Origin of the sequence: Colwellia psychrerythraea (assembly GCF_000764225.1) — a bacterium.
Lineage (GTDB): Bacteria > Pseudomonadota > Gammaproteobacteria > Enterobacterales > Alteromonadaceae > Colwellia > Colwellia psychrerythraea_D.
In genome coordinates this window covers 76,647-103,093 of the sequence record NZ_JQED01000007.1, presented here as the reverse complement: position 1 = coordinate 103,093, position 26,447 = coordinate 76,647, and the positions used below count along the sequence as shown (strand labels likewise).

21 protein-coding genes are annotated in these 26,447 nt (G+C 37.2%); 8 read left to right on the top strand and 13 right to left on the bottom strand.

Annotated elements, in window-relative coordinates; all coding sequences use genetic code 11:
* Positions 1 to 91: 91 nt before the first annotated feature.
* Positions 92 to 1,027: a LysR family transcriptional regulator gene (locus ND2E_RS16050; protein WP_223303546.1), complete on the bottom strand. Its 936-nt coding sequence runs from the start codon at positions 1,025 to 1,027 to the stop codon at positions 92 to 94.
* Between the two features lie 117 nt (positions 1,028 to 1,144).
* Between ND2E_RS16050 and ND2E_RS16055 the strand changes: the two genes are divergently transcribed.
* The gene (locus tag ND2E_RS16055) at positions 1,145 to 1,585 is read left to right on the top strand and encodes a VOC family protein (RefSeq protein WP_033092830.1); all 441 of its coding nucleotides are present in this window, start codon (positions 1,145 to 1,147) and stop codon (positions 1,583 to 1,585) included.
* Positions 1,582 to 2,739 carry an alkene reductase gene (locus ND2E_RS16060; protein ID WP_033092829.1) on the top strand — a complete coding sequence of 386 codons (1,158 nt, stop codon included), beginning with the start codon at positions 1,582 to 1,584 and terminating at the stop codon, positions 2,737 to 2,739. Before ND2E_RS16055 ends, ND2E_RS16060 begins: the two co-directional genes overlap by 4 nt.
* A 122-nt stretch (positions 2,740 to 2,861) precedes the next feature.
* On the opposite strand, the gene ND2E_RS16065 is transcribed toward ND2E_RS16060, so the two are convergent.
* The 10 genes from ND2E_RS16065 to ND2E_RS16110 form a co-directional block, all read right to left on the bottom strand.
* A complete protein-coding gene (locus tag ND2E_RS16065) occupies positions 2,862 to 4,241 on the bottom strand; it encodes an ATP-binding cassette domain-containing protein (protein WP_033092828.1) in 1,380 nt (459 codons plus the stop codon).
* A gap of 332 nt (positions 4,242 to 4,573) precedes the next feature.
* On the bottom strand, positions 4,574 to 5,290 hold the full coding sequence (locus tag ND2E_RS16070) for a DUF799 domain-containing protein (RefSeq protein ID WP_033092827.1): 717 nt from the start codon (positions 5,288 to 5,290) through the stop codon (positions 4,574 to 4,576).
* Positions 5,291 to 5,294: 4 nt separating this feature from the next.
* Complete coding sequence (locus ND2E_RS16075; RefSeq protein WP_033092826.1) at positions 5,295 to 5,645, bottom strand: DUF4810 domain-containing protein; 351 nt, start codon at positions 5,643 to 5,645, stop codon at positions 5,295 to 5,297.
* A gap of 40 nt (positions 5,646 to 5,685) precedes the next feature.
* Positions 5,686 to 6,003: a hypothetical protein gene (locus ND2E_RS16080; protein ID WP_033092825.1), complete on the bottom strand. Its 318-nt coding sequence runs from the start codon at positions 6,001 to 6,003 to the stop codon at positions 5,686 to 5,688.
* An 18-nt stretch (positions 6,004 to 6,021) separates the two neighbouring features.
* Entirely contained in the window at positions 6,022 to 6,996 is a 975-nt protein-coding gene (locus ND2E_RS16085) for a CsgG/HfaB family protein (protein ID WP_033092824.1), read from the bottom strand.
* A gap of 248 nt (positions 6,997 to 7,244) precedes the next feature.
* Positions 7,245 to 8,843 carry a cation:proton antiporter domain-containing protein gene (locus tag ND2E_RS16090; protein WP_033092823.1) on the bottom strand — a complete coding sequence of 533 codons (1,599 nt, stop codon included), beginning with the start codon at positions 8,841 to 8,843 and terminating at the stop codon, positions 7,245 to 7,247.
* A 397-nt stretch (positions 8,844 to 9,240) separates the two neighbouring features.
* On the bottom strand, positions 9,241 to 11,106 hold the full coding sequence (locus ND2E_RS16095; RefSeq protein ID WP_033092822.1) for a choice-of-anchor I family protein: 1,866 nt from the start codon (positions 11,104 to 11,106) through the stop codon (positions 9,241 to 9,243).
* A gap of 104 nt (positions 11,107 to 11,210) precedes the next feature.
* Positions 11,211 to 12,488: a diguanylate cyclase domain-containing protein gene (locus tag ND2E_RS16100; RefSeq protein WP_033092821.1), complete on the bottom strand. Its 1,278-nt coding sequence runs from the start codon at positions 12,486 to 12,488 to the stop codon at positions 11,211 to 11,213.
* 306 nt (positions 12,489 to 12,794) lie between these two features.
* Positions 12,795 to 14,981, bottom strand: a complete 2,187-nt coding sequence (locus tag ND2E_RS16105) for an OsmC domain/YcaO domain-containing protein (RefSeq protein ID WP_033092820.1) — start codon at positions 14,979 to 14,981, stop codon at positions 12,795 to 12,797.
* Positions 14,982 to 15,236: 255 nt separating this feature from the next.
* On the bottom strand, positions 15,237 to 16,847 hold the full coding sequence (locus tag ND2E_RS16110) for a SulP family inorganic anion transporter (protein ID WP_033092819.1): 1,611 nt from the start codon (positions 16,845 to 16,847) through the stop codon (positions 15,237 to 15,239).
* 698 nt (positions 16,848 to 17,545) lie between these two features.
* Between ND2E_RS16110 and ND2E_RS16115 the strand changes: the two genes are divergently transcribed.
* Both ND2E_RS16115 and hpt read left to right on the top strand, forming a co-directional pair.
* A complete protein-coding gene (locus tag ND2E_RS16115; RefSeq protein ID WP_033092818.1) occupies positions 17,546 to 18,994 on the top strand; it encodes an NCS2 family permease in 1,449 nt (482 codons plus the stop codon).
* A gap of 124 nt (positions 18,995 to 19,118) precedes the next feature.
* Positions 19,119 to 19,649: a hypoxanthine phosphoribosyltransferase gene (gene hpt / locus ND2E_RS16120; protein ID WP_033092817.1), complete on the top strand. Its 531-nt coding sequence runs from the start codon at positions 19,119 to 19,121 to the stop codon at positions 19,647 to 19,649.
* A gap of 92 nt (positions 19,650 to 19,741) precedes the next feature.
* On the opposite strand, the gene ND2E_RS16125 is transcribed toward hpt, so the two are convergent.
* Positions 19,742 to 20,200 (bottom strand): Spy/CpxP family protein refolding chaperone, encoded by a 459-nt coding sequence (locus ND2E_RS16125; RefSeq protein WP_033092816.1) that lies wholly within the window; start codon positions 20,198 to 20,200, stop codon positions 19,742 to 19,744.
* Between the two features lie 200 nt (positions 20,201 to 20,400).
* Between ND2E_RS16125 and ND2E_RS16130 the strand changes: the two genes are divergently transcribed.
* From ND2E_RS16130 to ND2E_RS16140, 3 genes are all read left to right on the top strand, one after another.
* Complete coding sequence (locus ND2E_RS16130) at positions 20,401 to 21,129, top strand: response regulator transcription factor (RefSeq protein ID WP_190277805.1); 729 nt, start codon at positions 20,401 to 20,403, stop codon at positions 21,127 to 21,129.
* Positions 21,130 to 21,131: 2 nt separating this feature from the next.
* Positions 21,132 to 22,550, top strand: a complete 1,419-nt coding sequence (locus ND2E_RS16135; protein ID WP_033092815.1) for an ATP-binding protein — start codon at positions 21,132 to 21,134, stop codon at positions 22,548 to 22,550.
* 304 nt (positions 22,551 to 22,854) lie between these two features.
* On the top strand, positions 22,855 to 23,610 hold the full coding sequence (locus ND2E_RS16140) for a serine aminopeptidase domain-containing protein (protein WP_033092814.1): 756 nt from the start codon (positions 22,855 to 22,857) through the stop codon (positions 23,608 to 23,610).
* Positions 23,611 to 23,703: 93 nt separating this feature from the next.
* On the opposite strand, the gene ND2E_RS16145 is transcribed toward ND2E_RS16140, so the two are convergent.
* Entirely contained in the window at positions 23,704 to 24,435 is a 732-nt protein-coding gene (locus ND2E_RS16145; protein WP_190277804.1) for a tetratricopeptide repeat protein, read from the bottom strand.
* A gap of 411 nt (positions 24,436 to 24,846) precedes the next feature.
* Here ND2E_RS16145 and ND2E_RS16150 point away from each other — a divergent pair, with 411 nt between their 5' ends.
* Positions 24,847 to 26,442, top strand: a complete 1,596-nt coding sequence (locus ND2E_RS16150; protein ID WP_081961974.1) for a mechanosensitive ion channel family protein — start codon at positions 24,847 to 24,849, stop codon at positions 26,440 to 26,442.
* Positions 26,443 to 26,447 lie beyond the last annotated feature (5 nt).

Sequence of the window (26,447 nt, the reverse complement as noted above, 5' to 3'; positions counted from 1 at the left end):
CCTGAAATAAACATATTCAAGCGATAAATCTCCCTAACCCATCATTCAATACCCCTGTAATCCAATCGAGCTTAGCATTAACATCAGATTGTTAACTATAAACAGAAGAAAAGTGCTTTTTCAAAGCATCAATAAACGCAATGGTTCGCTGTGAAATAAATCTTCTGTTCGGATAGATAACATGAAGGTCAGCTCCTTCGGTAGCGCCTGTGCTATTAAAATCATATTGGTAATTATCCATAATCGTCACTAAGCGTTTAGCTTTTAGATCCTCGGCAATATCCCAATAAGACTTTAATGCAATGCCAGCCCCTTCAATGGCCCAGCGCCTAATCAAAGCACCGTCATTGGACGCTCTCGTCCCTTGAATAGAAATTGAACTGTTACCAGCTGTACCTTGAAAATGCCAAGTAGTTAGTGGTTCAGCCATACGTACCATAGTCAAACAATCATGCTGTATTAATTCTTCAGGAAGCACAGGTATACCTTTACGCTTCAGATAATCAGGTGAAGCACATAGTACTCTGCGATTTCTCGCCAATCGACGCGCTATCAGCGTGCTATCTTTTAAAGTGCCGTAGCGTATCCCCAGATCGAATCCATTTCCTATTAGATCAACAACACTGTCTGAAAGATAGAGATAAGGTGTTATTTCAGGATGCACTTCAACAAATTTCGATAACACAGGTGCTATGTATTGTTGTCCAAGATCTGAGGGTGCAGTTATGCGTAGTGCGCCAATAAAGCTTGTTTGACCTGTTTGTAACGAAGTTTCAGCCTGCTCTACTTCCGCTAAAATTCGCTCACAGGAAACGTAAAACTTACGTCCTTCTTCCGTGAGTGAAATTCGCCGAGTTGTTCGGTTTAACAATCGAACCCCGTACCTTTCTTCTAAGCCATTTATTCGAGCAGTCATTCTAGCTGGTGAAAGGCCAACCTCTCTTCCGGCTGCCGCTAAACCTTCTTTTTTTATGACACGCACAAACAATTCAATATCACCAAGTTTATCCATAGTAGTTTGTGTCACTCATATTATTCTGAATTAAGGAAGAATCTTTTAATTATTATGGCAATTGTTTTGATTATGAGCAAGGCGTATCATTTTATTAACAAATCCCATCACCAGCATTTAAGAGAATATTAGATGAATATTAATCATGTATTAGTGCTAACGACAGACCTCAGAGCAATGGAGTGCTTTTGGGTAGAGCTAATTGGATTAGACGAAGGAAAACGGCCGCCTTTCCCATTTAATGGTCTATGGCTATATAGCGATGGCAATCCACTTGTTCATATTGCAGAGCAACCCTTTTCAGCTTTTGGTAACGGTTCAATTGCCCATGTTGCTCTTGAAGGAGCTAATTACAATGCATTAATGAAACGACTTAGTAACAGCGCTTACTCCCATACAGAAAAAATTCTGCCGATTTCCAACGAACGACAGCTCTTTATTATTGGCCCTAATGGTTTAACGGTGGAAATGCTATTTCCACTTACTAAATCCTCGGAGCTATCAGAACAGAAGCAAACTCTTGTCTATGAAACTAACGAAAAATTTGACTTTTTAGGAGGCAAAATATTATGAAAAACTCGATTCTATTTAACGCAACAAAACTGGGTACATTCGAAGCGACCAATCGCATTGTCTTGGCGCCAATGACACGTTCTCGCACTGCTCAGCCTAACGATATTCCAACAGATTTAATGGCTGAATATTATGCGCAACGCGCCAGCGCAGGCTTTATAATTACTGAAGCAACACAAATATCAACTCAGGGAAAAGGCTATTCTTTTACCCCTGGCATGTTTACTCCTGAACAAGTCACTGGATGGAAAAAAGTCACCCAAGCAGTTCATCAGGCTGACGGCCATATTATTTCTCAGTTATGGCATGTTGGACGAATGTCTCATGCTTCTTTTCATGTTGATGGGCTGCCCGTAGCACCTTCCGCAATTGCCCCAGATGCCCAAGTATGGGTCGTTGGAGAAGACGGTGTAGGACGTATGGTAGATTGCCCTATTCCAAGAGAATTATCAAAACAAGATATTCAGGACATTATTCAAGATTACCGTCGCGCAGCAAGAAATGCCATAGAAGCAGGCTTTGATGGCATAGAAATTCATGGTGGGAATGGTTATCTCATTGATCAATTTCTGCGCCGTAGTTCAAACAAACGTGACGATGACTACGGCGGCTCAATCACGAATAGATTACGCTTTGTTTTGGAAGTTATTGAAGCAGTAAGTGACGAAATTGGCGCAAATAAAGTCGGCATTCGCCTTGCACCATTTATTACACAACGTGGTATGCATGATATTGAAGCAATTGATGCCATTTTACTTGCCAGTAAAAAGTTTAATGAATTGGGCTTGGCTTACATTCACCTTTCTGAAGCCGATTGGGATGATGCACCTGTGGTCAGTGATGAGTTTAGACAAACTTTACGGGAGAATTTTACCGGTAGTATCATTGTTGCTGGTAATTACACCGCAACAACAGGTGCGAGATTAATCAATTCAGGCTTGGTCGACTTTATCGCATTTGGTCGAAAGTTTTTAGCTAACCCAGATTTACCTTACCGTTTTAAGCATAATTTACCATTAAATGAAATTACAGATCCGTCAACTTTATTTGGTGGTAATGAGCGTGGTTACACTGACTATCCAAATTATTCAACTCAAACTTCACTTGAGGAAAGTATTGATTGTACAAAATCAACAGCAGAGGCATTCTTTTAAGCAGCCGATAATGAATATGCTGTGCTTACAATAACGGTAGGATAAAAAGTAAGGGAGTGATCACTACCTTACTTTTCGTACGAATGAATACGCTTTCTTAATCTAGCGAATAAAAGAGAAACTTACAATTTTATATGTTGCTCAAAAATTGACAGGTATTCATCTTTACGGTGACTAACTAATAACATGGTACTGTGTTTTTGTTCGGCTAAGTGCTCTAAAAAATTCAGGACTCTATGTCGGTTAAGTTCATCTAAGCCTTGAGTTGGCTCATCTAAAATTAATAAATAAGGAGATTTAACCAAGGCTCTCGCGATTAACGCTAACCGTTGCTCGCCATAGCTTAAGCTACGAAAAGAAGTATATTGATGTGCCAATAAACCTATTTTCTCTAACCACTGTCGGGCAATCTCAATGGTATGTTGTTCAGGTTGTTGATAAAGTCCAATAGAGTCATAAAAGCCAGAAAGCACGACTGTTAGTAGATCGCCGTTTACCCGGTATTGCCGGTGCAACTCAGCACTGACAATGCCCATGTCTTTCTTAAGCTCCCAAATGCTTTCCCCAGAGCCTCTCTTGTAGCCTAAAACATGAATATCATTACTATAACATTGGGTGCAATCTCCGGTAATTAACTGCATTAAGGTAGATTTACCGCTGCCGTTTGGACCTGTGATCAAAGTATGCTGCAATGGTTTGATATAAACATCTAAATCTTCAAAAACGCTTACCCCTTTGTACTGTACTTTACCTTTAGATAGTTTAACTAGATAGTCGTGTTTAAAGTCACACAGCTCTTTCATGTTAGTTGGCCAACTAACATTGTCAGATACTGGTATTAACAGTGCATCTAACTGTCGTTTAGTTTCATCGCTATCAAGTTTACCAACAACATCAAACTGGCCTCGTTCAATAAAGGCAATATTGTTACACCATGCTGGAATATCTTGTCGATTATTGAGCATAAGTAACACATTAATGCCTGTTTTCGATAAACGCTCTAATGCATTTGATAGAGCTTTACAGGAAGCTTCATCTAAGCTGTCAAATGGGTTGTCGCACACCAGTAGCTCTACGCCATTGAATATCGCCTGTAAGATTAGAAGTTTTCTTCCCTCCCCTGTACTTAACTGCCGATAGCCACTTTCTAGACGATGGGATAAACCAAATTCACTGATCAGCACATCATTGAGTTTATCTTCGGGCAAAAAGTCTTTAGCTTTAGTACCAATATCATCGGCATCAATATAGTCAGACGAGTCCAATTTTAATTCATGCTCATACACCTCTTGTTGGCTTTCAAAAGAAACCATTCCAACTTTATCAGCATGGGGTATTGTAAACTCATCGACTGAATCTGGTTGTAAAGTCCCCGTTAAGAGCTGATCAAGGTATTGCTTTCCAGAGCCATTTCGCCCCAAAACACACCAGCTGTCGTTTTCAAGTATTTGCCAGCTGTTAATCGCCAACTTAGGGTGTTCAAAATTTGTAATATTTATCATAAGATTGTTAGGCTCTGTTCGAAGTTTACTAAAAGTATTTAATTAATTGCTTTAAATGTAGTGATTAAGATTATGGCAACCCTGCTTTATATAGTCTATCAATAGCTTTTTTTATTCAGTAAATTGTATACGGAGAATTTGATATATTCATCAAATGAAAAAGGTTGTCTTCACATTACTGAAATTAGGAGTAAAAATATAAAATGATGTTTAGCTTAATTTTGTGTTATTAACTTTTATTTTGAATTGTGATTAATCAGAAGATATATGCAAAGTTAATGAAGTAGAGTGGACTTATCGAACTACGACAAGTCCACTGATAGTATTATAATCTATTCAGTAGTTGCTGTTTTATCTAGATCAGATACCTTGCTTTGTTTCAACAATTTAACTTGTTGATCTTTCATGTACATTGGATGATATGGCCCAACTGGCATACTACCAATAAATCTACCATTTGCTTGTTTTGCATAAGTAGTATAATCCGCTGCTGCGGTATTAATTGCTGTTGCGATTGCGCTAACAAGAAGGCCAGCTATTCCGCCACCGCCATTTACAGCTAAATCCACAACAACCGTGCCGTTGTATTGCCATAATACTTCAGAAGTTTTGGTTGATTTTATTTCTGCATTAATAGAAACCGTTAGTGTTGAGGCAACAACAGTATATGATGTATCCCAACTAACAATTTTTGTAAAAAGCACTGCGTCAGCACCAAAGTATTCATGAAACTTATTTAGCGGTACATCATAAACTAGTTCACTATCATAAATACCTTGTTGTCTTAATACATCAGCAGTAAGTTGGTAAGGGAAGGTATAATAACCATGTAAAGCAATTGGCATCTCAACAGTGGTTGAATAATAATCTTTTGCTTCAGCATCAGTACTTAAATTTATTGGTGGCATAACAAGCAGTGAGCGTGGTTTTTCTTCATACATTTTAGGAAACTCTTCCCCCTTTGTTATGTAAGTTGGTGTTACACAGCCACTAAGAAATAAAATAGATAGGGTTAGTAATGAAGTTTTTATTTTTTCAACGTAATTCATTTTATTACCCTTTCACTTTTGCTTTTTTGATTAAGTTTTCCATAAATCGGCTTGATTCAGGGTAAATGCTTTTTTCTTGTTCAAAAAACTCAATAGCTTTTGAGTAATTACTTGATTTTAAATGAATATAACCAAGGTTTGCATAAATTCCTGGTGGAACTCTTACCGCTTTAGCATTTGATTTCTTAACAATGCTTTCTAGTGAACTCTGCCATTGGGCATCACTTTCATGACCACTTTCTTTTTTCAAGGCATAAAAGCTTTCAGAGTAATTTTCATACATATACAAAGGTGGTGTTGATTTACAGCCACTAAGAAAAGCGGTAAATATTAAAAGTGTTAATACTAATTTCATGTTGATCCTATGATGATTTTAATTCTTGTTATGAGTATTTTTATTGAGGGATATTTATTTCTTTCTCATGACCATCGCCGAGTAAAACGTTACGCTGAACAACTACCTGGCCTTGTTTAGTCACTACAATCGTATGTTTACCTGGCGTTACTTTATATTGTTGTTTTGCGCCTGCTTTGGTCACCATAAATGATGGGGCATCATCAATAGAAACTTCAGCACCTGTAATATTTCCTGAGAAATAAAGGTAGGATACTGGTTCAGCCGCCATTTGACCTGAACTATAGGTATTGTAGCTACTGCAAGCTGAAGTAATAGCCAACAGTGAGATTATTAATAATGTCCGAATGATATCCATTGTAATGTCCTTATATTGTTATTTAATAATTTCTTTAATAAACAAATCTTTATAGTCATTTTCTTTGATATAAGAATCCAAGTTACCTTCAATTATCTGACTAAAAGAAACTTCTGATTCTGGTGTCTCACCAAATGAGCTAGTCACTTTAACTTTGGCAATCGTTTTGCCAGGTAAGGTGATAAACATACCTGTTTGTGGGTTTTTAACTTTTTTGCCTGACTTAACGACTGCAAAGGTTGCCCCAGGTTTAATATTTTGAGACTTACCACCAGAGATTATCAAACTACCATCATCATAGGAAAGTACATAAGATCGCCATGCTTTACCTAGCATATTTTCAACAATATTTGAGGCTAAATCTGTAATAGCAACATCTATTACTTTGTCATTTAACGAACTATCGTAAGCCGCTTTATCACCCACACCGAGAACAGTACCAGCTTCCGAATAAGCAATACCTTTACCCTTCTCAGAGTAGATTATTTGACCTGTAGATACATCAATAATGCGAATGTTCACAGTAGCATTGGCTTCTTGACGCTTAACGCGCGAGAAAACCCCTACATCGCTAACTTCTTTACGACCAAACTCCGTAATTGAACCAACAATTATAAAATCAGCGGAATTTTTTAGTGCTGAACTACCAGACATTGTAAGTTCTTTTTCAATTTTACTTAAGTCCGCACGCTCAAGCATGATGAACTTACCTGTTTCAAATAATTTAGATGAAAGAATATCCATTGCTTGCTTACCAATACGATTGTTATCGCTATCAATAAAAAAACTCTGCCCGTAAGTTGTTTCATTGGTAAAACGACCAATGGCAACTTTTCTTTTTAGATATTTAGTTTGATCGGCAGTTGCTATGATTGTTTTACTTACAGCGGGTACTTGAACAGGGGTTGTGTGGATCTCCTTTTTCTCAACTGTTGCGCAACCGCTAAATATTAGGCTAACTGACATTGCTAGCATTAGTGTTTTTTGATTCATCTTATCCCTTGATAACATTAATGTTTAACAGAATGGTAACATAGATAAAACAAATTATCGTATTGTTTCTTATGATGTTTTGATTACACCCCCAGCTAATTTATTTAACCCTAGATTAAATTTCACTCGTATTCTTTCGCTCAATAGATATCCAACTAGCAAAGTAAAAATTAATCTTTAATATCACCTCAGACCTTCCTTAAAAGATATTAATGAGATTATGTCTCTCAACACAACAAACATCAGATTCAATACAGACTCTGCTTAACCAAAAGGTCAGCCGTTTCTTGCTGGGCATGTACAAAATATTTAATATTTAAATCTTTTAGCGCTGCTTTTTCTTCAAGCGTATTCACTTTTACTACCAAGTTGGCATCAGGATAATAATCCAAGACAGACTCACAAATTATTTGCTTATTTTTTAATGTATTAACAGTAATAATAATACTACTAGTTTGTTCTACTTTGAGTGATTCTAATACTGGAAGTTTATCTAAATGGCCAAAGTAGGCATCATAACCTCGTTTTCTAGCGAGTAATACATGCTGTAAATTATCAGAAATAATTAAAAATTTAACTTCTCGTTTTGATAACTCTTTAGCGACTATTCTTCCCAAAATAGCAAAGCCACACACTATAGTATGATTGCTTGTTTTTACGGTAGCAATATTGTCTGCTTCGAAGAATTCAACAACAAAGAGTGATGCTATTTTATAAATATTATTGACCATGAAAGGCGTTAAAATCATGGATAATACAGTAATCAAGATCAGGAAACTGCCTAATTCATCTGCCATAATGTCTTGATTCATTGCCAGTGCAAAAATAGCAAAAGAAAACTCTCCTACTTGGCATAAAGCAACTGCAGATTTTATTGAGTCACTTTTATTCGACTGATTTTTCATCAACATATAAATGATGAGTGCTTTTATCATCATCACCAAGACTAAAATTCCCAGCACCCAATGTAGGTGATTGATAAAATACTCGATATTTATTTTGGTTCCTATTGAAAAGAAAAAAGCACCTAAGAGTAAATCCTTATAAGACGATATATCAGACTCTACCTTAATGTGAAACTTAGTTTCAGCAATAATCATACCTGCAATGAATGCGCCTAATGAATAGGTAAAGCCCATTTCATGGGCAAATAATGACGTGCCTAAAACGATGGTAAAGACAGAACTTAAAAACAATTCCTCCATACGTGCTTTAGACGAGAAATGCAGTAACCAAGCGATGACTTTTTTACCGACAGTGAACATGAAAATAATAATGCCACTGGCATATAAAAATGTTTTTAATAAGACATCGGTCAGCGATAATTCTGTATTTGAAAGAAAGCTCATCAACAATAAAATAGGAATAACCGCTAGATCTTGAAAGACTAAAATAGCAACTGCTCTTTCACCATAAGGGGTAACAATATCTTTAGATTTTTTAAGATAGGGTAATACGATGGCCGTCGATGACAAACTGAATGACAGCGCAATAACTATGGATGAGACTAAATCAAGAGAAAAACCATAAAAAGACATGATAAAAATAACTAAAGCACTGAAGGCCATTTGTATAAAGCCATTATAAAATATCAGTTTTTTCATTTTATCTAATTTAGAAAAAGACATTTCTAAACCTATAGTAAACATCAGAAACACAATGCCAAACTCACCAATAAGCTCAAGAGAATCGAGCTTTTCACTGCCATTAAAGTCAAAAAGAGTGCTCACTATTGTGCCAGTAATGATGTAGCCAATAATGTGTGAAATAGAAAATTTGGTTAATACAATATTTATAATACTAGCGATAGCCAGCGATAGTGCGATGATGACGAGAATAGAATCCATTATGTCTCCTGCAGTCAACCTCAAAGGTCACTTAAATGTTTATCAAAGTTATGTGGACTAAATGTTGATGAATTACTTTACTTATTAGTCTCTTGCATAATGCAGACCAGTAAAGCCACCAAGAACGCTTTTGAATACAGTGAAAATTAAAAGATATAATTCAATAAGTTAAAGGTAGTGGAGTGGTTTTATAAAATATTCTTACCCGTAGGGAAATAATTAGCCATTTATTATGAAGCAATAGCACCTCTATGTTGCAAATTAAAGATGAGGTCAGGATACTTTATGAAGCATAATAATAACCCTGCTATTAATGTATTAAAGCACAGAGTAAAAAGCCTGCATCTAGCAGGCTTTTTCCTTAATAATATTTTGAATGACTCGCCAGGGGCTTTACTTACAGCTCTGTTACTTGATAAACCGTAACCGTTCCCGATACCTCATTACCAACAATCAGTAATGGCTTACTCGTTGGACTATCAGCAGCCGATATAAACTTAATACTTTCTGGACCTAAATCGCCGGCCTCATTAACATGAGTACAGTCCATGCCTTCATTAGGATCACATGGGTCTGCTAAATCATCATCCATTTCATAATCAACGGTGAAATCACGATTATTATAATGTGTTACAAAAGCGGTATTAAATGGGTTAGTCACGTCATAAACAAATAAATCTCCCGCTCGTTCTTGGGCAATAAAAGCGTATGTTCTTCCCGCTATTTCACCAATATCAATGGCTTCAGGCTCTCCCCCTTTATCATCGGAGCGATTATCACCTTTATTTTTAGTATGCGCTGCATTGAAATTATTACCTAAAATGGCGGAAGAAATTTTGCCAAAATCATCACCAGAATCATAAACTAAGTTTGCGTTTTTATCCCAGATGGAAAATGAACGAGCACCATAGGAAAATAACTTCTCAAACTCACCATCTTTATCCTCATCTCCTAAAGCCGTGGTAACTTTCAAGCGTCCTAGGTAGTTTTTTCCGCCTGACTCATCATACTGACTTTGTAATTCCGTGGAGAGTGTCTGATTTAACTCATCAGCATCAATAATATCTTTAACGCGAACCTCTTCAGAAAAACCGTCATAGTCTCTTGCATCACCTTCATTAGCAGACACAATAAATGTTGAGTCATTCCAAGTGTATGATGCAATTGTATCAGGCTGATACATACCATAAAGCCCTTGAATACTTTTAAACTCTGGCACTTCATCTTTGTTACTAAAATCTAGTTGGTGTTTACCCCAATCTTTATAACCAAGTGCTTTCACTTCAATGGTTAACTCTTCAAGGTTAATAATACCCATGGCATTATTTTCTTGCAGGGACACATAGGCCATTTTGCTATTACTTGAGGTGGTAATATATTCCGGCTCCAAGTCTTTCGCGACGGTATTACCCGCAGGTCCGGCAAACTTAACGCCTGCTTTAGACAAAATAGCCAAACGCTTTGCATCAGTATTAAAATCATCAGGCACTAAATTATCATCACTAAAAACGATGTCAGTACTCAAATTAATTGCTTTAGCAACATTATTGGGGAAGGAATCAACAATAGAAATAACGGAGATAGAACCTTCAGGATCATTAGTGTAATCGGCATTTGGCTCACCTTCATTAGCGACTAATGCTTTACTGCCGTCAGGAGTAAAAGTCACCATATCAGGTAAAGCGCCCACTTCTACCGCTTTAATAAAAGTCCCTTCTCCCAGTTCATTCAGGCTATAAAACAAAATTGCACCGTTTGCCTGTTTCACTTGACCCTCAACAGCAATGGCTAATAAGTCTTGTTTAATCGCAATGGAGTTAACTGCGCCCAACGGCATGGTTTTTTCGATGCCCTCACCATTGATTACTGACACACTTAAGGGAAAGGTAAAAGCACTTGAGGTCAAACTTTCATCTGCAATGGGGTTAGCAACTTCAGTTATTGCAAGATTAGTTAAGTTAATCACTTCTATTTGATTGGCAGCGCCATTAATAGCAAAGGCAGAGTTTGAGCTTTTATGAAACTGTACTATTTCTGCGGCACTTTTACCGTAAATACCCGTAGCGAAACGACCAACAACTTCAACATTTAGAGCGCGAGGTAAATTTTTACCGTCATTACCTTCAACGCCTGCAACACCCGGCATTCCTTGCTCCCCCTTCAAACCTTGTTTGCCATCATCACCGTCACTAACACAAGCGGTTAATGCCATAGATAATGCCAGTGCTAGCGCACCGACTTTATAGTTATTATTGTTAAACATTTAGTGCCTCAATTTTGTTACATTACTAAAATGAAACAAGATTAGGCAATCTGTATGGCAGAATAATGACTTAACAATGAAAGAAAAATGACAAACAAAGAGGATTAACCTAGGGAGCGACTACTAAACTCTTTATTCACCCATTGATCTCGTCCCTGACTTTTAGCCAGATATAACGCTTGGTCAGCCACTTTTAATACTTGATTTATCGTTATTCCTTCACTAAATTGGGTGATAAAGCTTGAGCCTATACTGCATGTTAACGAAAGGGTTGGTTCGTTGGGTATGTTGACCAATCGGATGTTGTCGAGAATTCGTAGTATTATTTCTTCTAATTCATCATTAGAGACATTTTTCAAAATAATCGCAAATTCATCTCCACCAATACGCGCGTGAAAGTCACTTTTTTTTCTTAATGCCTTTGAAACGGCATTAACAACCGCCACTAAACACTCATCACCAATATCATGACCAAAACAATCGTTAATTGCCTTAAAATGGTCTAAATCATATAAAATCAATGCAATAGGCAATGTCACATTTGTATCATTTATCATTGCCTTACTAACCTCATCAAAATAGCGCCGGTTAGCTATTTTTGTTAACGCATCGGTATAGGCTAATTCGTTTAGCAGCATAGTTCTTTCTTCAACTTTTAACTCAAGTTCTTTAGTGAGATTATTTGATCGCTTTAAGGTAAAAAACATACAAAATAAACCGATTACAGAAAAAGAGGTAAACATCACATAAGCGTAACCAACAGTCATGGCGACATCATCAGTATCAGCGGTTAATGGAATTGTAATATCAAGCGCACCGCGTACATCCCCTACTCTCCAATCCGTTCTCGGGCTAGATGAATGGCTATTATGACAACCTATGCAACTTTCCTTCATAAAGATAGCTTCAGCACGACGTAAGACCGGAAGTCCATTAAGCGTTTCGACTCGCTCAAAGACATTATCTTTCTTTGTTAATTTTTCAAGTGCATCTTGCTGAAAATTATCTTGTGGACCTGCTGAATTTTTTCGACCTTTAAAAGGGTATTTACTGTAGGTACTGAGAATAAAACCTTCTTCTGGCCTCGAAATCGACTGACCTAATTCAATAGCAAAAGTAGCAGGGTTCGGAATGGCTAAATCATGGTCACGGTAATTAGCTTGTACATAAATCTCGGGGTGCAGTCTTATTTTGGCTGCAGCATTAAGACTATAAGAAACTCTTGCTTGATTGATAGCTGAAGCAAGAACTTCAGCAGTTCTTGAGGCAAGCGCTCTTGAAGCTGAATATTCTAGCTTTTGAATTGCGATTAATGAAATGATGGCCATTAAAATAAAGAACAACGCAAAAATACTTAGTACTTTATTTTGGGAACTACTCATAAGAATAAAGTAAACCTTATAGTAATCAATATAATATCAATCAATTCAATTATTTTTTTACTTAGCGAGAATTCAAAGGCTGAGCATCAATACATTGATTAAGAGAGTGTGTAGAAGAAGAGTCAACTACACTCTCTAATAAGCTACATCCATCTAGCGTACTTGTCAAAATCAATAACACTATGTGTAAGGCTTAAGCTTTTATTAGGTACTCAATTGCCCTAAGCAAAAGCCTTACCTCCTTAATGATATTAAACGCTCTATTAAAGCGAATACCAAAAGGTGAAATCAGCTTTTAAAGCCCTTTTATTTTTCTGCGGCAAATTTACGCGCTTGATGCAGTTTTTTGTAACTTTCAATCAATCTTAAGTGTTTATCTAAGCCTTCAAGTCCCATGCTCGTTTCTGTTAGCCCAAAGAATCTTACTTCGCCATAAACTGAACCCACAACATTGTTCATATTTTCTTCACCAAACATTCTGTTAAAGTTACCGATATAATCTTCAAGCTCCATCTCTTCATCAAGAGTGACTTCAAGAACAGCGTGAACTGCTTGATAGAATAAACCACGTTCAACGGTATTATCATTATATTGTAAAAACTCTCCCACGAGCTCAGTAGCATCTTCAAGAGCACCAAGGGCTAGGCAGATTAGAATCTTAAGCTCAAGAATCGTTAGCTGACCCCAAACGGTGTTTTCATCAAATTCAATGCCAATTAAGGTTCGAATATCAATATAATTATCTTGTTGGCTATCTTCTAAACGTTCAAATAAACTGGTTAATTCATCTTCACTCAAGCGGTGAAGGTTTAAGATATCTTCGCGATAATCAAGTGATTTATTAGTATTATCCCAAATCAAGTCTTCTACCGGGTACACTTCTGAATAATCCGGCACTAGAATGCGACATGCTGTAGCGCCCAATTGATTAAATTCGGCAATGTACACTTCTTTGCCTAAGCCTTTCAAAATAGCCATCAAACCAGCATTTTCTTCTTCATTGCTGCCAGAAAAGTCCCATTCAACAAATTCATAATCATGTTTATTACTAAAGAAACGCCATGAAATAACACCCGTTGAGTCAATAAAATGGTCAACAAAGTTTTCTGGCTCAGTTACCGCCATACTATTAAAAGTAGGTTTAGGAACGTCATTTAACCCTTCAAAGCTACGGCCTTGTAAAAGCTCTGTTAAGCTACGCTCTAACGCCACTTCAAAACTTGGGTGAGCACCAAAGGAGGCAAAAACACCACCCGTTTTAGGGTTCATCAGGGTGACACACATCACTGGAAATTGACCACCTAACGAGGCATCTTTTACTACAACAGGAAAGCCTTGTGCTTCTAGCCCTTCAATACCTGCTAAAATTGCAGGGTATTTTGCAATAACCTCTTTTGGTACTTCTGGTAACACAATTTCTTCAGCAATAATCTGCTTTTTAACGGCGCGTTCAAATATTTCTGATAAACATTGCACTTGCGCTTCAGCTAGGTTGTTACCTGCGCTCATGCCATTACTTAAAAATAAGTTTTCAATTAAGTTTGACGGGAAATAAACCGTTTCTCCGTCTGATTGACGCACATACGGAATTGAACAAATACCACGCTCCGTCATCCCTGAGTTGGTATCAATCAAATTAGACGCACGTAGTTCATTTTCTGGGTTGTAAATAGCTAAGCAATACTCATCCAAAATATCACTTGGTAATGCATCATTTTCATTTGCTTTAAACCATTTTTCATTGGGGTAATGGACAAAGTCACTGGTAGCAATTTCAGTTCCAAAAAATTGGTCATTATAAAAGAAGTTACAGTTAAGACGCTCAATAAACTCACCTAAAGCTGAAGCAAGAGCGCTTTCTTTCGTTGCGCCTTTACCATTGGTAAAGCACATTGGAGATGCGGCATCACGAATATGAAGTGACCAAACATTCGGTACAATATTGCGCCACGAGGATATTTCAATCTTCATTCCAAGATCAGCTAAAAGCCCTGACATATTGGCGATGGTTTCTTCTAAAGGTAAATCTTTACCTAAAATAAAGGTGCTAGTGCCATCTTCAGGTTGCTGCATCAACATTGCTTGCGCATCATCTTCAAGGCTTTCAACGGCCTCAACTTTAAACTCAGGCCCCTGTTGAACAACTTTTTTTACGGTACACCGATCGATAGAACGTAAAATACCTTGTTTGTCTTTATCAGAAATACTCTCTGGTAACTCAACCTGAATTTGAAAAATTTGATTGTATCTATTTTCTGGGTCAACAATATTATTTTGCGACAAGCGAATATTGTCAGTCGGGATATCACGAGAATTACAATAAACTTTGACGAAGTACGCCGCACACATGGCAGAAGATGCTAAGAAGTAATCAAAAGGACCGGGGGCTGAGCCGTCACCTTTATAACGAATAGGCTGATCAGCGATGACACTAAAATCATCAAACTTGGCTTCAAGCCTAAGGTTGTCGAGAAAGTTAACTTTGATTTCCATTGAATAATTTCCACAGTTATTTGCGGCCAATCGGCGCATTGAGCTTTATGCCGCTAATTATCGTTTTTTTTGCGCCAATAGTCTTGGAAAACTTGTATTAATTATTCTAATAATGGTTGATGAAGTGGTATATTTTTGTTTTTTATTCGTAAGTACCAAAATATAAATAAAAAAGCACCCGAGACTAATTTTCTTAGGTGCTTTATTATGTTTTGTAAAAATCTATTTTCTAGCTTATTAACGCTATTCTGCGCTTTAACCAGAGACTTGCTTAGCTAAATAACTTAGTGCATCTAATCTAGTTTCAAAAACATGTTGTTTGGGAATTTTATCAAGTAACTTCAACTTATTAAAATCTTCCACAACACGTTGACAAACACTGGATAATAAGATGTCTCTTCCTTGGTTTTGGTAACTAACAATAATCTCTTCAATAGCAATAGTACTAGTGATACCTACAAAGCGAGCATCAGTTAAATCAATCAGCAAGGTTTTATTTTGATCCGACTCGGAAACACTTTGTTTTAAGCCTCGCGCGACACCAAACCCTATCGGTCCAGAGATATTCAGCAGTAACACGCGATCATTCATTGATGTTAATAATTGCTTTTCAGGCGATGATAAATGTTCAGCTTCATTAGCCGTACACAATTTAATATTATCAAGCTGTATTTCTGATAAACGGCGAATGGTAACCAGGTTTGCTATAAATACCCCCACTAATACTGCTGTGACTAAGTCAAAAGCAACTGACATCACCAAGGTTGACAGCATCAAGCCAGCACTAAACAGCGGAACTTGATGTAATCGCTTAAGGAAGTTCCAATCAATAATACTAATACCAACATGTGTTAAAATAGCGGCCAGTACTGCAACAGGAATATAGGCAGTATATTCTCCCGCCCATAAAACAATGGCTAATATAAAGATTGCATGAAGGATGCCTGATAACGGTGTCGTGCCTCCCGCTCTTAAATTAGTTACTGTACGCATTGTCGCGCCGCCACCGGGTAATGCTCCAAACAAACCGGCAACAATATTACCAATGCCTTGACCAACAAGCTCTTGGTCGGAGTCATGCAATTCATTGGTAATACTATCTACGGTTAATGAGGTCATTAATGAGTCTAACGTACTTAATGTCGCAATTAATAACGCCGATTTAATCATTTCACTGGCTAAGGCACTGTCCCATATAGGTAAACTAAATGAAGGCAGTTCGCTGGAAATAGCACCTACTACTGGTATTTCCACCCCCGACAAAACATAGAATACGGTCGCTGCCGCAACAGCAATAATACTAGCAGGCACAACTCGACTATACTTTTGTGGCCATAAAAACAGTATCACTAAACATGACAACCCTAACAATGTATTGTTACTTGATATCATACTTAATGAGAAAGACATGTCCGCAAGTGATTGACCAAATAAAGGCTCAAGTTGGGAAAGAATTATTAATACGCCGATACCCGAGGTAAATCCTGAAATGACAGGATATGAAACGAGAGTAAAATATTTCCCAAGCTTAAATATGCCAAAGCACATTTGAAATAAACCAGCTAAACTCACCACAGTAAAGGCAGCGGCAATGCCGTTATCAGGCGATTGCGCAACAAAACTAGTCAATATGGCAACCATGGCAACGGTTAAGCCGGTGTTTGGGCCAGAGATCTGTTGATTGGTACCACCAAATAAAGAAGCGAATAACCCCGTTAGAATGGCACAATAAATACCAGCACTTGCCCCAGCACCAGAAGTAACGCCGAATGCTAACGCAAAAGGTAAAGCAACGATTGTTGATGTTAACGCACCAAAAATATCGCCTTTAATAGTTTGTCGATTAAAATGTGATAAAGAAAGCATGGCTACCTAATTTAAATGTTTGTTAGTGGCAATATGAGTCAAGTCTTGGATATCGCATTTTTGATATCTTGGTCGAAATAACAGGCGCCAGAAAAATATTCAGTTGAACATTATTAAATATTGTTAAAGATTCTCAAGAGAACCAGACACGGATTTTACACTATAAAAGCATTTCTTGACACTATTGACAAGTTTTCTGTTTTAGGTATAGGATTACTATGTTGTTCATTAGATAAACAGCACTGTTCATTAGGTAAGCAGATTTAATACCAAAAAATACATTAGTAAAGCAAAACGATTCAGGAAGCTGTACTGATACTGATAGATTACTTATAATTAAGACTAACAAGGTCTTACGGTGCAAAATTTAAGCATTATCCCTTTCACCGTTCTCTCTCGTTACCCTTAGTTTTATAAGATATTTTACATATCTTAAACTCTACCCAGGTTTCACTATACGGAATTGACAAAGTGTTTTACTTGTTAACTTTGCTTTGTATTTATGTCTTAATAAATTAGCTTCACAGAGGTTAGATGCATTACAGCCTCTTTCAACGAATGAGCAATCGCTGACATTATCAACCTTATTGATAGAGTAGCGAGGACAAAGTTAAGTTTTAAAATTATTACAAGCAGGTCAAACTTAAAAAAACACAAATAAACGACCTTAAATATAAATCAACTAGAGAACTGTAGTTATGGAACAGGTTAGCAAATCTCAAGAAAATCAAGCTGTAGAGCAAAATGAAGGCGTCGGTCTATTAGAGCGTCTTTTTAAACTATCACAGCATAATACCACGATAAAAACAGAACTCATGGCCGGGCTTACCACCTTCGTGACTATGTCGTATATTATGTTTTTAAACCCTATTATAATGTCTAAAACAGGCATGCCATTTGATGGGTTATTTCTTGCAACATGTTTAGGTGCAGCCATTGCAACCATTTTAATGGGGATGTACGCTAACTGGCCAGTAGGCCTAGCACCTGGCATGGGATTAAACGCCTTTTTCACTTTCTCCGTCGTTGGTTCCATGGGTTACAGTTGGCAAGTTGCCTTAGGTGCGGTATTCCTTTCTGGTGTTATTTTCGTCTTGATGAGTGTTACTCGACTTAGGGAGTGGATGCTAGATAGTATCCCCATGAGTTTACGACTTGCGATGACCGCAGGTGTTGGACTTTTCCTTGGTTTCATTGGATTACGTTTTACCGGCATTGTTGTTGCTAACCCTGATAATGTTGTTGCATTAGCCGATTTAACTCACTTTGGTTTTGGTCAATTTGGTCCTGAAGCTCCGGCATTAGGTTTCTTAAGCTTTTTATTGATAGCGATTTTAAGCTACCGTAAAGTTTTTGGTGCTGTATTAATTGGTATAGCTGCAACGACCTTTATTGCCTTTGCAATGACTTGGGTACTGCCAACTGATTTCTTCGTTGTTGCAGAAGCGGCTAAATCATTTGCCCCATCATCTGGTTTTGTTGCCTATAAAGGTTTACTTGCCATCCCAGAGTTTTCTGCGCTTGAGCCTATTTTATGGAAAGCAGATATTGTTGGTGCTTTTGAAGTCGCTTTAATTCCTGTCATTGTAACTTTCTTATTTGTTAATATCTTCGATACCGCAGGTACCTTAATGGGTGTTGCTGAGCGTGCTAATTTGCAAGATGAAAATGGTAAAATTGAAGGTTTAAGTAAGTCGTTAAAAGCGGATTCTGTATCATCTGTTATCGGTACTGCTTTTGGTTGTCCTCCAGTAACCTCTTATGTTGAGTCTGCCGCAGGTGTTGCCGTGGGTGGACGTACTGGCCTTACCGCCGTTACTATCGGCTTATTGTTTGCTGCTGGGGTGTTTTTCTTACCACTAGCACAAATGTTGCCTGGTTTTGCTGTTGATGGCGCACTTATTTACGTTGCCATGTTAATGATGAGCTCACTTAGAGGCTTGGATTGGGACGACTTAACTGAATATGCGCCTGCCGTATGTACAACGGTGATGATGGCGTTCACTTTTTCCATTGCAAATGGTATTGCTTTTGGTTTCATCACTTACACCATATTAAAAGTAGGCTCAGGAAAATCAAGCCAAGTCTCTAACGGTGTTTGGGCATTAACTGTGTTATTTATTGCTAAGTTTATTTTCTTAAATTAACGCCATATGGGTTAGACAGCCATTCTGTATTAGTAAAAAGCCTTTGCTCGCAAAGGCTTTTTTGTCTTAATGTTATTTTAACTACTCATTACCATTATTTACGATCGAATAGAAAGAGAGAACGATGAAACATACTATTGAAGTTATGATCTCAGAAGAGAAAATTAAAGCACGTGTAGAGCAATTAGGGCTACAAATTAGCGAGCATTATAAAAACAGTGAGAACTTAGTTATGGTCGGTTTATTGCGCGGATCATTTGTTTTTATGGCTGACTTGGCAAGAGCTATTAAGGTCAACCACAGCGTAGATTTTATGACTGCATCGAGTTATGGCAATAACATGGAGAGCTCTCGCGATGTACATATATTAAAAGATCTTGATGATGCCATTGAGGGCAAAGATGTTTTGTTAGTAGAAGATATTATTGATACCGGAAATACACTAAATAAAGTATTACAGATATTAAATCTACGTGAGCCTAACTCTATTCAGATTTGTACCTTATTAGATAAACCTACTCGCCGCGAAGAAGATGTTGCGGTTAAATGGATTGGTTTTGAAATCCCAGATGAATTTGTTGTAGGTGTTGGGATTGATTATGCGCAAAAGTATCGTCACCTTCCTTATATTGGTAAGGTTATTCCAACAGCATGAGTCAAATTAGCAGAAGTTCTTAACACAAAAAATCCGATGTCAAATCGGATTTTTTATACCTATCACCAAACGCACTAACAGCAGTTGTTTAATTAACGACGTGAACGTTTATGTTTCATAGAGCGAAATTTAGCTAATTGCTCCTGTGTTAACACACCTTTCATGGCAAACTTACTTTTTGCTTTAATCAATGCCATTGCAGCAAAAACATCCTGATTACTAGCTTGTAGTTGCACAAAAGCTTCTTCATCAAAATTATCTGCAGACATTAGTGTTTTAACTTGCTCTCTAAAAGCTTTCATTGCCGGCTTTAAGGCTTCAATTTGCGCTTTTTCTTCATTTCTCAGCACTTTAATATCAGCTTGTTGACTCTCTGACAGGCCTAATTTACGGCTGAGTTTCGCGAGTTTTTTTTCACTCATTTGATGATAACCATTATCACGCTCACCTTGATAATTACCACCGTTATGGCCTGCAAAGCTGGCAGGAGCTAAAACCAATGCTGAGCAAAGTGAAGTGACTACTGCAATATTTTTTAATGTGATTTTCATTTGATAGTTCCTTTTGGCTTCGTTTTTTACAAGATAATTAAATTCAGCTTTAGTATATCCAGTCTTTTTGCAAAGCAGTGCAAGGCTATGTAAAGCTATGTAAAGTTATTTTCTGCTTCACAAAATTCACGTAAACTACGAGGTAATTACCACTAAGAAAGCGCAAACTTAGTCACTTATTACTAAAAAGCAGCCCTCAAATGACTCAATCTTCTATGCAAACTAAACATATTTTATTAATTGACGATGATGCTGAACTTGCCGAATTATTAACTGAGTATCTTGAAAGCGAAAATTTTAAAGTAACCTCATGTTTAGATGGTGCTAGTGGTTTAGCAAAAGCCTTTGATGACAATTTTGATTTAATTTTACTTGATGTCATGATGCCAATATTAAATGGTTTTGAAGTATTAAAAGCCTTAGGTGGCAATCATAAAACACCTATTTTGATGTTAACGGCTAAAGGCGATGATAATGACCGCATTTTGGGACTTGAATTAGGGGCTGATGATTACTTGGCAAAACCGTTCAAACATCGTGAATTACTAGCGCGCATTAACGCTATATTAAGACGTATTTCCATCGTTGAAAGTCAAAATACAGCAGAGGTAAACATTACAAGTAAACAATTAATCATAAATCAAGTTAAGGTTAATCAAGCAACTCGTGAAATAACCTGTCGAGGACATCTACTTGAATTAACAGGTACTGAATATTTAGTGCTGGTTTATTTAATTGAAAATCATAGTAAAGTTATTAGTAAAGCTGAAATATCTGAACAAGTGCTGAAACGTAAACTCAGTCCTTACGATAGAACTATTGATGTGCATGTGGGCAATGTGCGTAGAAAGCTTCTGGTTATTGACCCTATCGATAAAATGAAAACGGTACGTGGTGCCGGTTACGTCTTTTTACAAGGGGATGAATAGTTATGAGAAAATTTCCCTTTGCAGGCACTAAAAGGTTTTCTTTAGGCATTAGCCTAAAACTTTTCCTCGCTTTCTGGTTAGTCATACTCACCTCTGTACTAATTAGTTACCTTGTGACCATGCAATTTAGGCATTCACCTACTCAAGAGCAAGCTAACCCACAACAATTAGTATTATTAACCAAATACACGCAGCGATTGGCGAATAAAAATAATATAGAGCTTAAAGCTGTTCAGGAGAAGTTCCGCCGTAAACACCACCAGCACTTAATCATCAAAAATATAACCACTAACCATATATATTCACCAAGAAAACGCGGTTGGTTTGAAGTAAAAAGCTATCTAGCAAAGCATCCTCTTCAAAACCCCGTTACGGTTGATTTTGCATTTACCAAAGTCACTTCTTCTGAGCCCATCGTCATTAACGGCGAGCAATTTCAATTATTCATTGCCAATAACGTACACCGTAAACGAATTGTTAGTTTGGTCAATCAACTGCCCATTGCGTTGCGTTTATTAATGCTACTTACCATCAGCTTTCTGGCATGTTGGTTACTCGCAAAGACCTTTACCAAGCCTTTAATAGCCATTCAAAAAGCGAGTGAGGATATAGGCGAAGGCAATTTAACCACTCGCATCACAAAGTTTGATCAACGCTCTGATGAATTTGGTAGCCTTGCTCGCAGTTTTAATCAAATGGCAGAACAACTAGAAAACAATATCACGGCGCATCAACGTTTATTAGGTGATGTGTCACATGAACTAAGATCGCCATTAACGCGGTTGCAGCTCGCGGTAGCTTTAGCCGAAAAAAATATCGGCAATGATATTGAACAACAAAAGCATTTAAACCGCTGTGAAACAGAAGTTGAGCGATTAGATGAAATGATAGCTGATGTTCTTACGCTTTCAAGGTTAGAGCATAACCAAACTGTATTTGCTGCTGATAATACTGATCTCAGTGCTTTAGTCACAAAAGTGGTTAATGATTGCCAATACTTTGCGACCAGTAAAGCTGTCACTATAAGGCTCAAAGCACAAGAAAACTGTGTACTATTGGCGGACAGTAAACTACTGAGCAGCGCTATCAGTAATGTTGTCAATAATGCGGTGAAATACTCGCCACACGATAAAGTCGTGTCGGTTGAGTTGACTCAACAAAATGAACAGCTAATGTTAAGTGTTTCTGATCAAGGATCTGGTGTACCAAATGAAATGATAGCCAAGCTTTTTACGCCTTTCTTTCGTGTCGCTGATGCTAGAGATAGGAGCAGTGGGGGTACTGGTTTAGGCCTAGCCATAGCTCAACAAGCGATACTATTTCACCAAGGTGAGATCATCGCTCAAAATCAAGAATCAAGCGGCCTTAAAGTTATTATTACCCTACCGACTTTATCAAAGAAAAATAAAAGTCATACCTAAACAAACCCACTATTATTGATCATAAAGCAAAAGTACCTAATTTCAGGCGCTGTTGCTTTATGGCTCTTCATCAAACTCATAATATTCACTGAGAATTTGTCACTTTTGTGACACAAACTTAATAGTTGACTTCATAAGTTATGGTTAATAGCTCAAGAGCAATAATACGATAGTAAGACTAATATAGTCAGTAAAAATGGCATATGGCGTATTAAGAAAGCAACTGGTCGTATTGAGCTACTAATACCGAAATATTAAAGATAGCTTGGAGCTTACAGAACAAATAACTACAATAGGAATTGTCATGTTACGTTTAATAACTTCTTTATCGATTGCAAGCCTACTTATTTCAGCGAATAGCTTCGCGGCTGAAATTACATTAACGGCTCCTGATAACTTTGTTCTCAAAGCTGATTATTATCCCAGTAAAAGTAAGGTGAAAACCGAGAATAACCGTGCAGTATTAATGCTTCATCAATGTAATTACAATCGCACTATGTATGACAATATTGGTGAGCAGTTAGCACAACACTCTATTCACGCATTAAGTCTAGATTTTAGAGGTTTTGGTGAAAGTATAAATAGTGATTTTAATGTGGCAGATATTCAAAAATTACCACAAGCAGAGCGAAGAGAAGCTTGGTCAAATATGTCATCACACTGGCCACAAGACGTACAGATAGCTTTTGATTATTTAAAAGAGAAAGTAGGTAGCAATGGCAAATTGGGCGTTATCGGGGCAAGTTGTGGAGGCAGCCAAGCGATTACTTTAGCAGAAAAAGAGAAAATCAGTGCTATCAGCTTTTTCTCTTCTTCTCAACGAGATGAAAACATTGCGCATTATGGTAAAACGCTTATAGCAACGCCAACGTTAATTATCGCGTCAGAAGATGATGGTAGAACCTATACCAGTGCCCAAAAGCTATTCTCAACAGCGAAACACCCCAATAGTAAAATGATATCCTACAAGGGCAACATGCATGGCTATCCACTACTCGACAGTGATGCTGCATTAGAGGAGACTATTGTCACTTGGTTCGCTAATGAGTTAAAGAAATAATATAGAAACGTCAGAGTGCTGGTACACACAAATTATTAGAGACATTTATGTTTACCAGTACCGACTGTCTATTGAGAGGTCACCTGAATGGCGCTATAGCTTTTTGGAGTTTTCTTTATCAACTTGATAACAGGTAAAGATTTTACCACAATGAGTTTTACTTGCTTTAATGACATTAACATCCTGGGAAATAACTTTGGTCATACCTAAAGAGAGATAATCTATAACGTCTTCAAGTAGATCAGTTTGCATGTTATTGCTTATATTACTTGGCATAGTTAACCATTGAATTTCAGTTGTTGAACTCGCACGTTTTTCTGTAAACTCTTCATTGTGAATAGATTGAATTATCAGTTCACTGATGACTTCATTTACTTTAATGTAATGTTCATTATCAACCTGCCCTGTTTTATACAAATAACCGGCATATTTTTGTGCAACCGCATGTTGATCTTTAAGGGCTTTTACCAGCCACTTATCTGACTCACCTACATCTTTAATACCCAATTCACCAGTTCCAAAAATAGCTCCTAATAAAAATGCTGATTCAGCATGACCATTATTTGCAGCTTTTCTTAAATATTTGAGACCTTTCTCAGTATCTATAAAATCGTCTTCCATTAAAAAAAAGACTCCTAATCGATATTGAGCATAAGCTGATTGATATATTGCTGCTTTACGGAAGTATTGAATTGATTTTTTAAGGTTTTTTTTAGTGCCATGACCTTGATAATAGAGTTCAGCTAAGACTGTCATTGCATCAGCACGCTTTTCTCCTGCCCTAACTTTCCATTTATTATAATAGTCAATGCAACGTTGTTCCATGCAGTTTTCAACTGAAATAGCCATAGTTGATATAGGAGCAACAGTGAAAATAAACGTGATGATTAATAAATTTAGCTTCAAGTAGGTAATTGTTATTATTCCATTAATACAATAAGCGACTGAATTTTATACTATATAAAAAGCAATAGGACTACAATAGTATTTAATAAACAATGACCTTCAATTCACCATTCTGTGTTAACAAATGTGGACATCAAGCTATATTAATCAAAAGGCAGTAATAAAAGACGGAACTTATCATTTACAGTCGTTTTTATTATTCGCCGGCCAAAACAGCAGTTAGTGGCAGTTACCCATTATATAATCCAAATAATTAGTATAGTTTTCAATCCTTAGCTACAATTTTTCTTTAAACTGCTATATTCTCAATTAAGGGAGTATTTCGCTTAAGTGGCGACCCTTTCATTCAATCAAGGACATCATCAGGCTGACATTATGACAATACTCACTTATTCAAAACTTTTCAAAAAGCCATGCTCAGCATTATTTACTCTCGTTATTCTTACGTTCTCTCTTAATATACCCAATGCGTTCGCCACTAATAGTGACAAAGGTTATATAGCAGTTACCACTAGCAATGAAAATATTGACCTTGGCGAATTAGAATTTGCCCTTACTCCATTAACGAAAGATGAATTATCGGTAGAGGTTAATGCTTGGTTAGCCATTTTAAAAGCAAGAGCAACCATTGTCAGTGAAGCGGAGATTCTTGTCAGCCAAAAACAAAAAAAGATATTAGCTGCGCAAGAAATTTCTGATATTAGTGTCGAAAGTGCCGTGTTATTTAATAAGAGTAAAAATGATGAGGCGGCAGCGAAAGAGTTGAAAAAAGATTTAGCTGAAATCAAATCACTTGCTCAAGATATAAAACATAAAAAAGCGGACAAAGCGGTAGATGAATTATCAAAGACACCAGAATCTCTAAATGTACTAGCCCAAAAGGCAGATCAGTACAGTGACAAAATGCAAAAAAGGCGTGAATTATTAATCAAAAACCTAACACATTTACGTGAAGAAAAAAATGATGCGCTAGAGCGCTTTCAGTTAGTGCTTACTAGCTGGGAGAGTAAAGGTGGTGAAGGAGCTGATTTACACCTATATGCCAATGCTTTATCGGGTACAAATGTTGATCTAACCGATAGCGATGCCGCGTGGTTAACAATTAAAGGCTGGTTATTATCACAAGATGGCGGCTTACGTTGGATAGCGAATATCATCAAGTTCACTTTAGCTTTGAGCTTTGTATACCTACTTTCTAGAACAGCGGGAAAAATTACCGATGCAGCGCTTAATCGAAATAGTAACTTATCAACCTTGTTAAAATTATTTATTAAAGTATCTGTGCGTCGAGTAATTTTAATTATAGGTTTTATTGTTTCACTGACTTTAATTGAAATAAATGTTGCTCCTTTACTGGCCTTGATTGGTGCAGCTGGTTTAGTCGTTGGCCTAGCATTGCAAGGGACTTTAAGTAATTTTGCCAGTGGTATGCTTATTCTCATTTATCGTCCTTTTGATGTCAGTGATATTATTGAAATTGATGGTGTGACAGGCACAGTTCACTCAATGACATTATTATCTACATCAATCAAAACATTCGATAATCAACATTTGGTTGTGCCTAATAATAATATTTGGGGTACAACTATTGTCAACGTAACGGGCAGTAGAACACGCCGTGTCGATCTGGTTTTTGGTATAGGTTATGGCGATGATATGGTTAAAGCGGAAAAGGTAATGCTTGATGTCGTAAGTAAGCACGAACTTGTACTAGACAACCCTGCCCCTATTGTTAAAGTGAATGAATTAGCTGATTCGTCGGTTAACTTTGTTTGTCGCCCTTGGGTGAAAACAGAGAACTACCTCGAAGTTTATTGGGATATTACTCGCCAAGTTAAAGAAGAGTTTGATAAACAAGGTGTTTCAATACCATTCCCGCAACGAGATATCCATGTTCATCAGGTCGCTGAAATTACCGAGAAATAACTTAT

Bases quoted from the DNA above. Each gene is read 5' to 3' on its own strand.
- ND2E_RS16065 (WP_033092828.1), bottom strand. From the start codon at position 4,241: ATGATAAATATTACAAATTTTGAACACCCTAAGTTGGCGATTAACAGC.
- ND2E_RS16135 (WP_033092815.1), top strand. From the start codon at position 21,132: ATGAGAAAATTTCCCTTTGCAGGCACTAAAAGGTTTTCTTTAGGCATT.
- ND2E_RS16110 (WP_033092819.1), bottom strand. From the start codon at position 16,847: ATGCTTTCTTTATCACATTTTAATCGACAAACTATTAAAGGCGATATT.
- hpt (WP_033092817.1), top strand. From the start codon at position 19,119: ATGAAACATACTATTGAAGTTATGATCTCAGAAGAGAAAATTAAAGCA.
- ND2E_RS16080 (WP_033092825.1), bottom strand. From the start codon at position 6,003: ATGGATATCATTCGGACATTATTAATAATCTCACTGTTGGCTATTACT.
- ND2E_RS16055 (WP_033092830.1), top strand. From the start codon at position 1,145: ATGAATATTAATCATGTATTAGTGCTAACGACAGACCTCAGAGCAATG.
- ND2E_RS16090 (WP_033092823.1), bottom strand. From the start codon at position 8,843: ATGGATTCTATTCTCGTCATCATCGCACTATCGCTGGCTATCGCTAGT.
- ND2E_RS16125 (WP_033092816.1), bottom strand. From the start codon at position 20,200: ATGAAAATCACATTAAAAAATATTGCAGTAGTCACTTCACTTTGCTCA.
- ND2E_RS16095 (WP_033092822.1), bottom strand. From the start codon at position 11,106: ATGTTTAACAATAATAACTATAAAGTCGGTGCGCTAGCACTGGCATTA.
- ND2E_RS16070 (WP_033092827.1), bottom strand. From the start codon at position 5,290: ATGAATTACGTTGAAAAAATAAAAACTTCATTACTAACCCTATCTATT.
- ND2E_RS16115 (WP_033092818.1), top strand. From the start codon at position 17,546: ATGGAACAGGTTAGCAAATCTCAAGAAAATCAAGCTGTAGAGCAAAAT.
- ND2E_RS16140 (WP_033092814.1), top strand. From the start codon at position 22,855: ATGTTACGTTTAATAACTTCTTTATCGATTGCAAGCCTACTTATTTCA.
- ND2E_RS16085 (WP_033092824.1), bottom strand. From the start codon at position 6,996: ATGAATCAAAAAACACTAATGCTAGCAATGTCAGTTAGCCTAATATTT.
- ND2E_RS16100 (WP_033092821.1), bottom strand. From the start codon at position 12,488: ATGAGTAGTTCCCAAAATAAAGTACTAAGTATTTTTGCGTTGTTCTTT.
- ND2E_RS16145 (WP_190277804.1), bottom strand. From the start codon at position 24,435: ATGGAACAACGTTGCATTGACTATTATAATAAATGGAAAGTTAGGGCA.
- ND2E_RS16130 (WP_190277805.1), top strand. From the start codon at position 20,401: ATGACTCAATCTTCTATGCAAACTAAACATATTTTATTAATTGACGAT.
- ND2E_RS16105 (WP_033092820.1), bottom strand. From the start codon at position 14,981: ATGGAAATCAAAGTTAACTTTCTCGACAACCTTAGGCTTGAAGCCAAG.
- ND2E_RS16075 (WP_033092826.1), bottom strand. From the start codon at position 5,645: ATGAAATTAGTATTAACACTTTTAATATTTACCGCTTTTCTTAGTGGC.
- ND2E_RS16060 (WP_033092829.1), top strand. From the start codon at position 1,582: ATGAAAAACTCGATTCTATTTAACGCAACAAAACTGGGTACATTCGAA.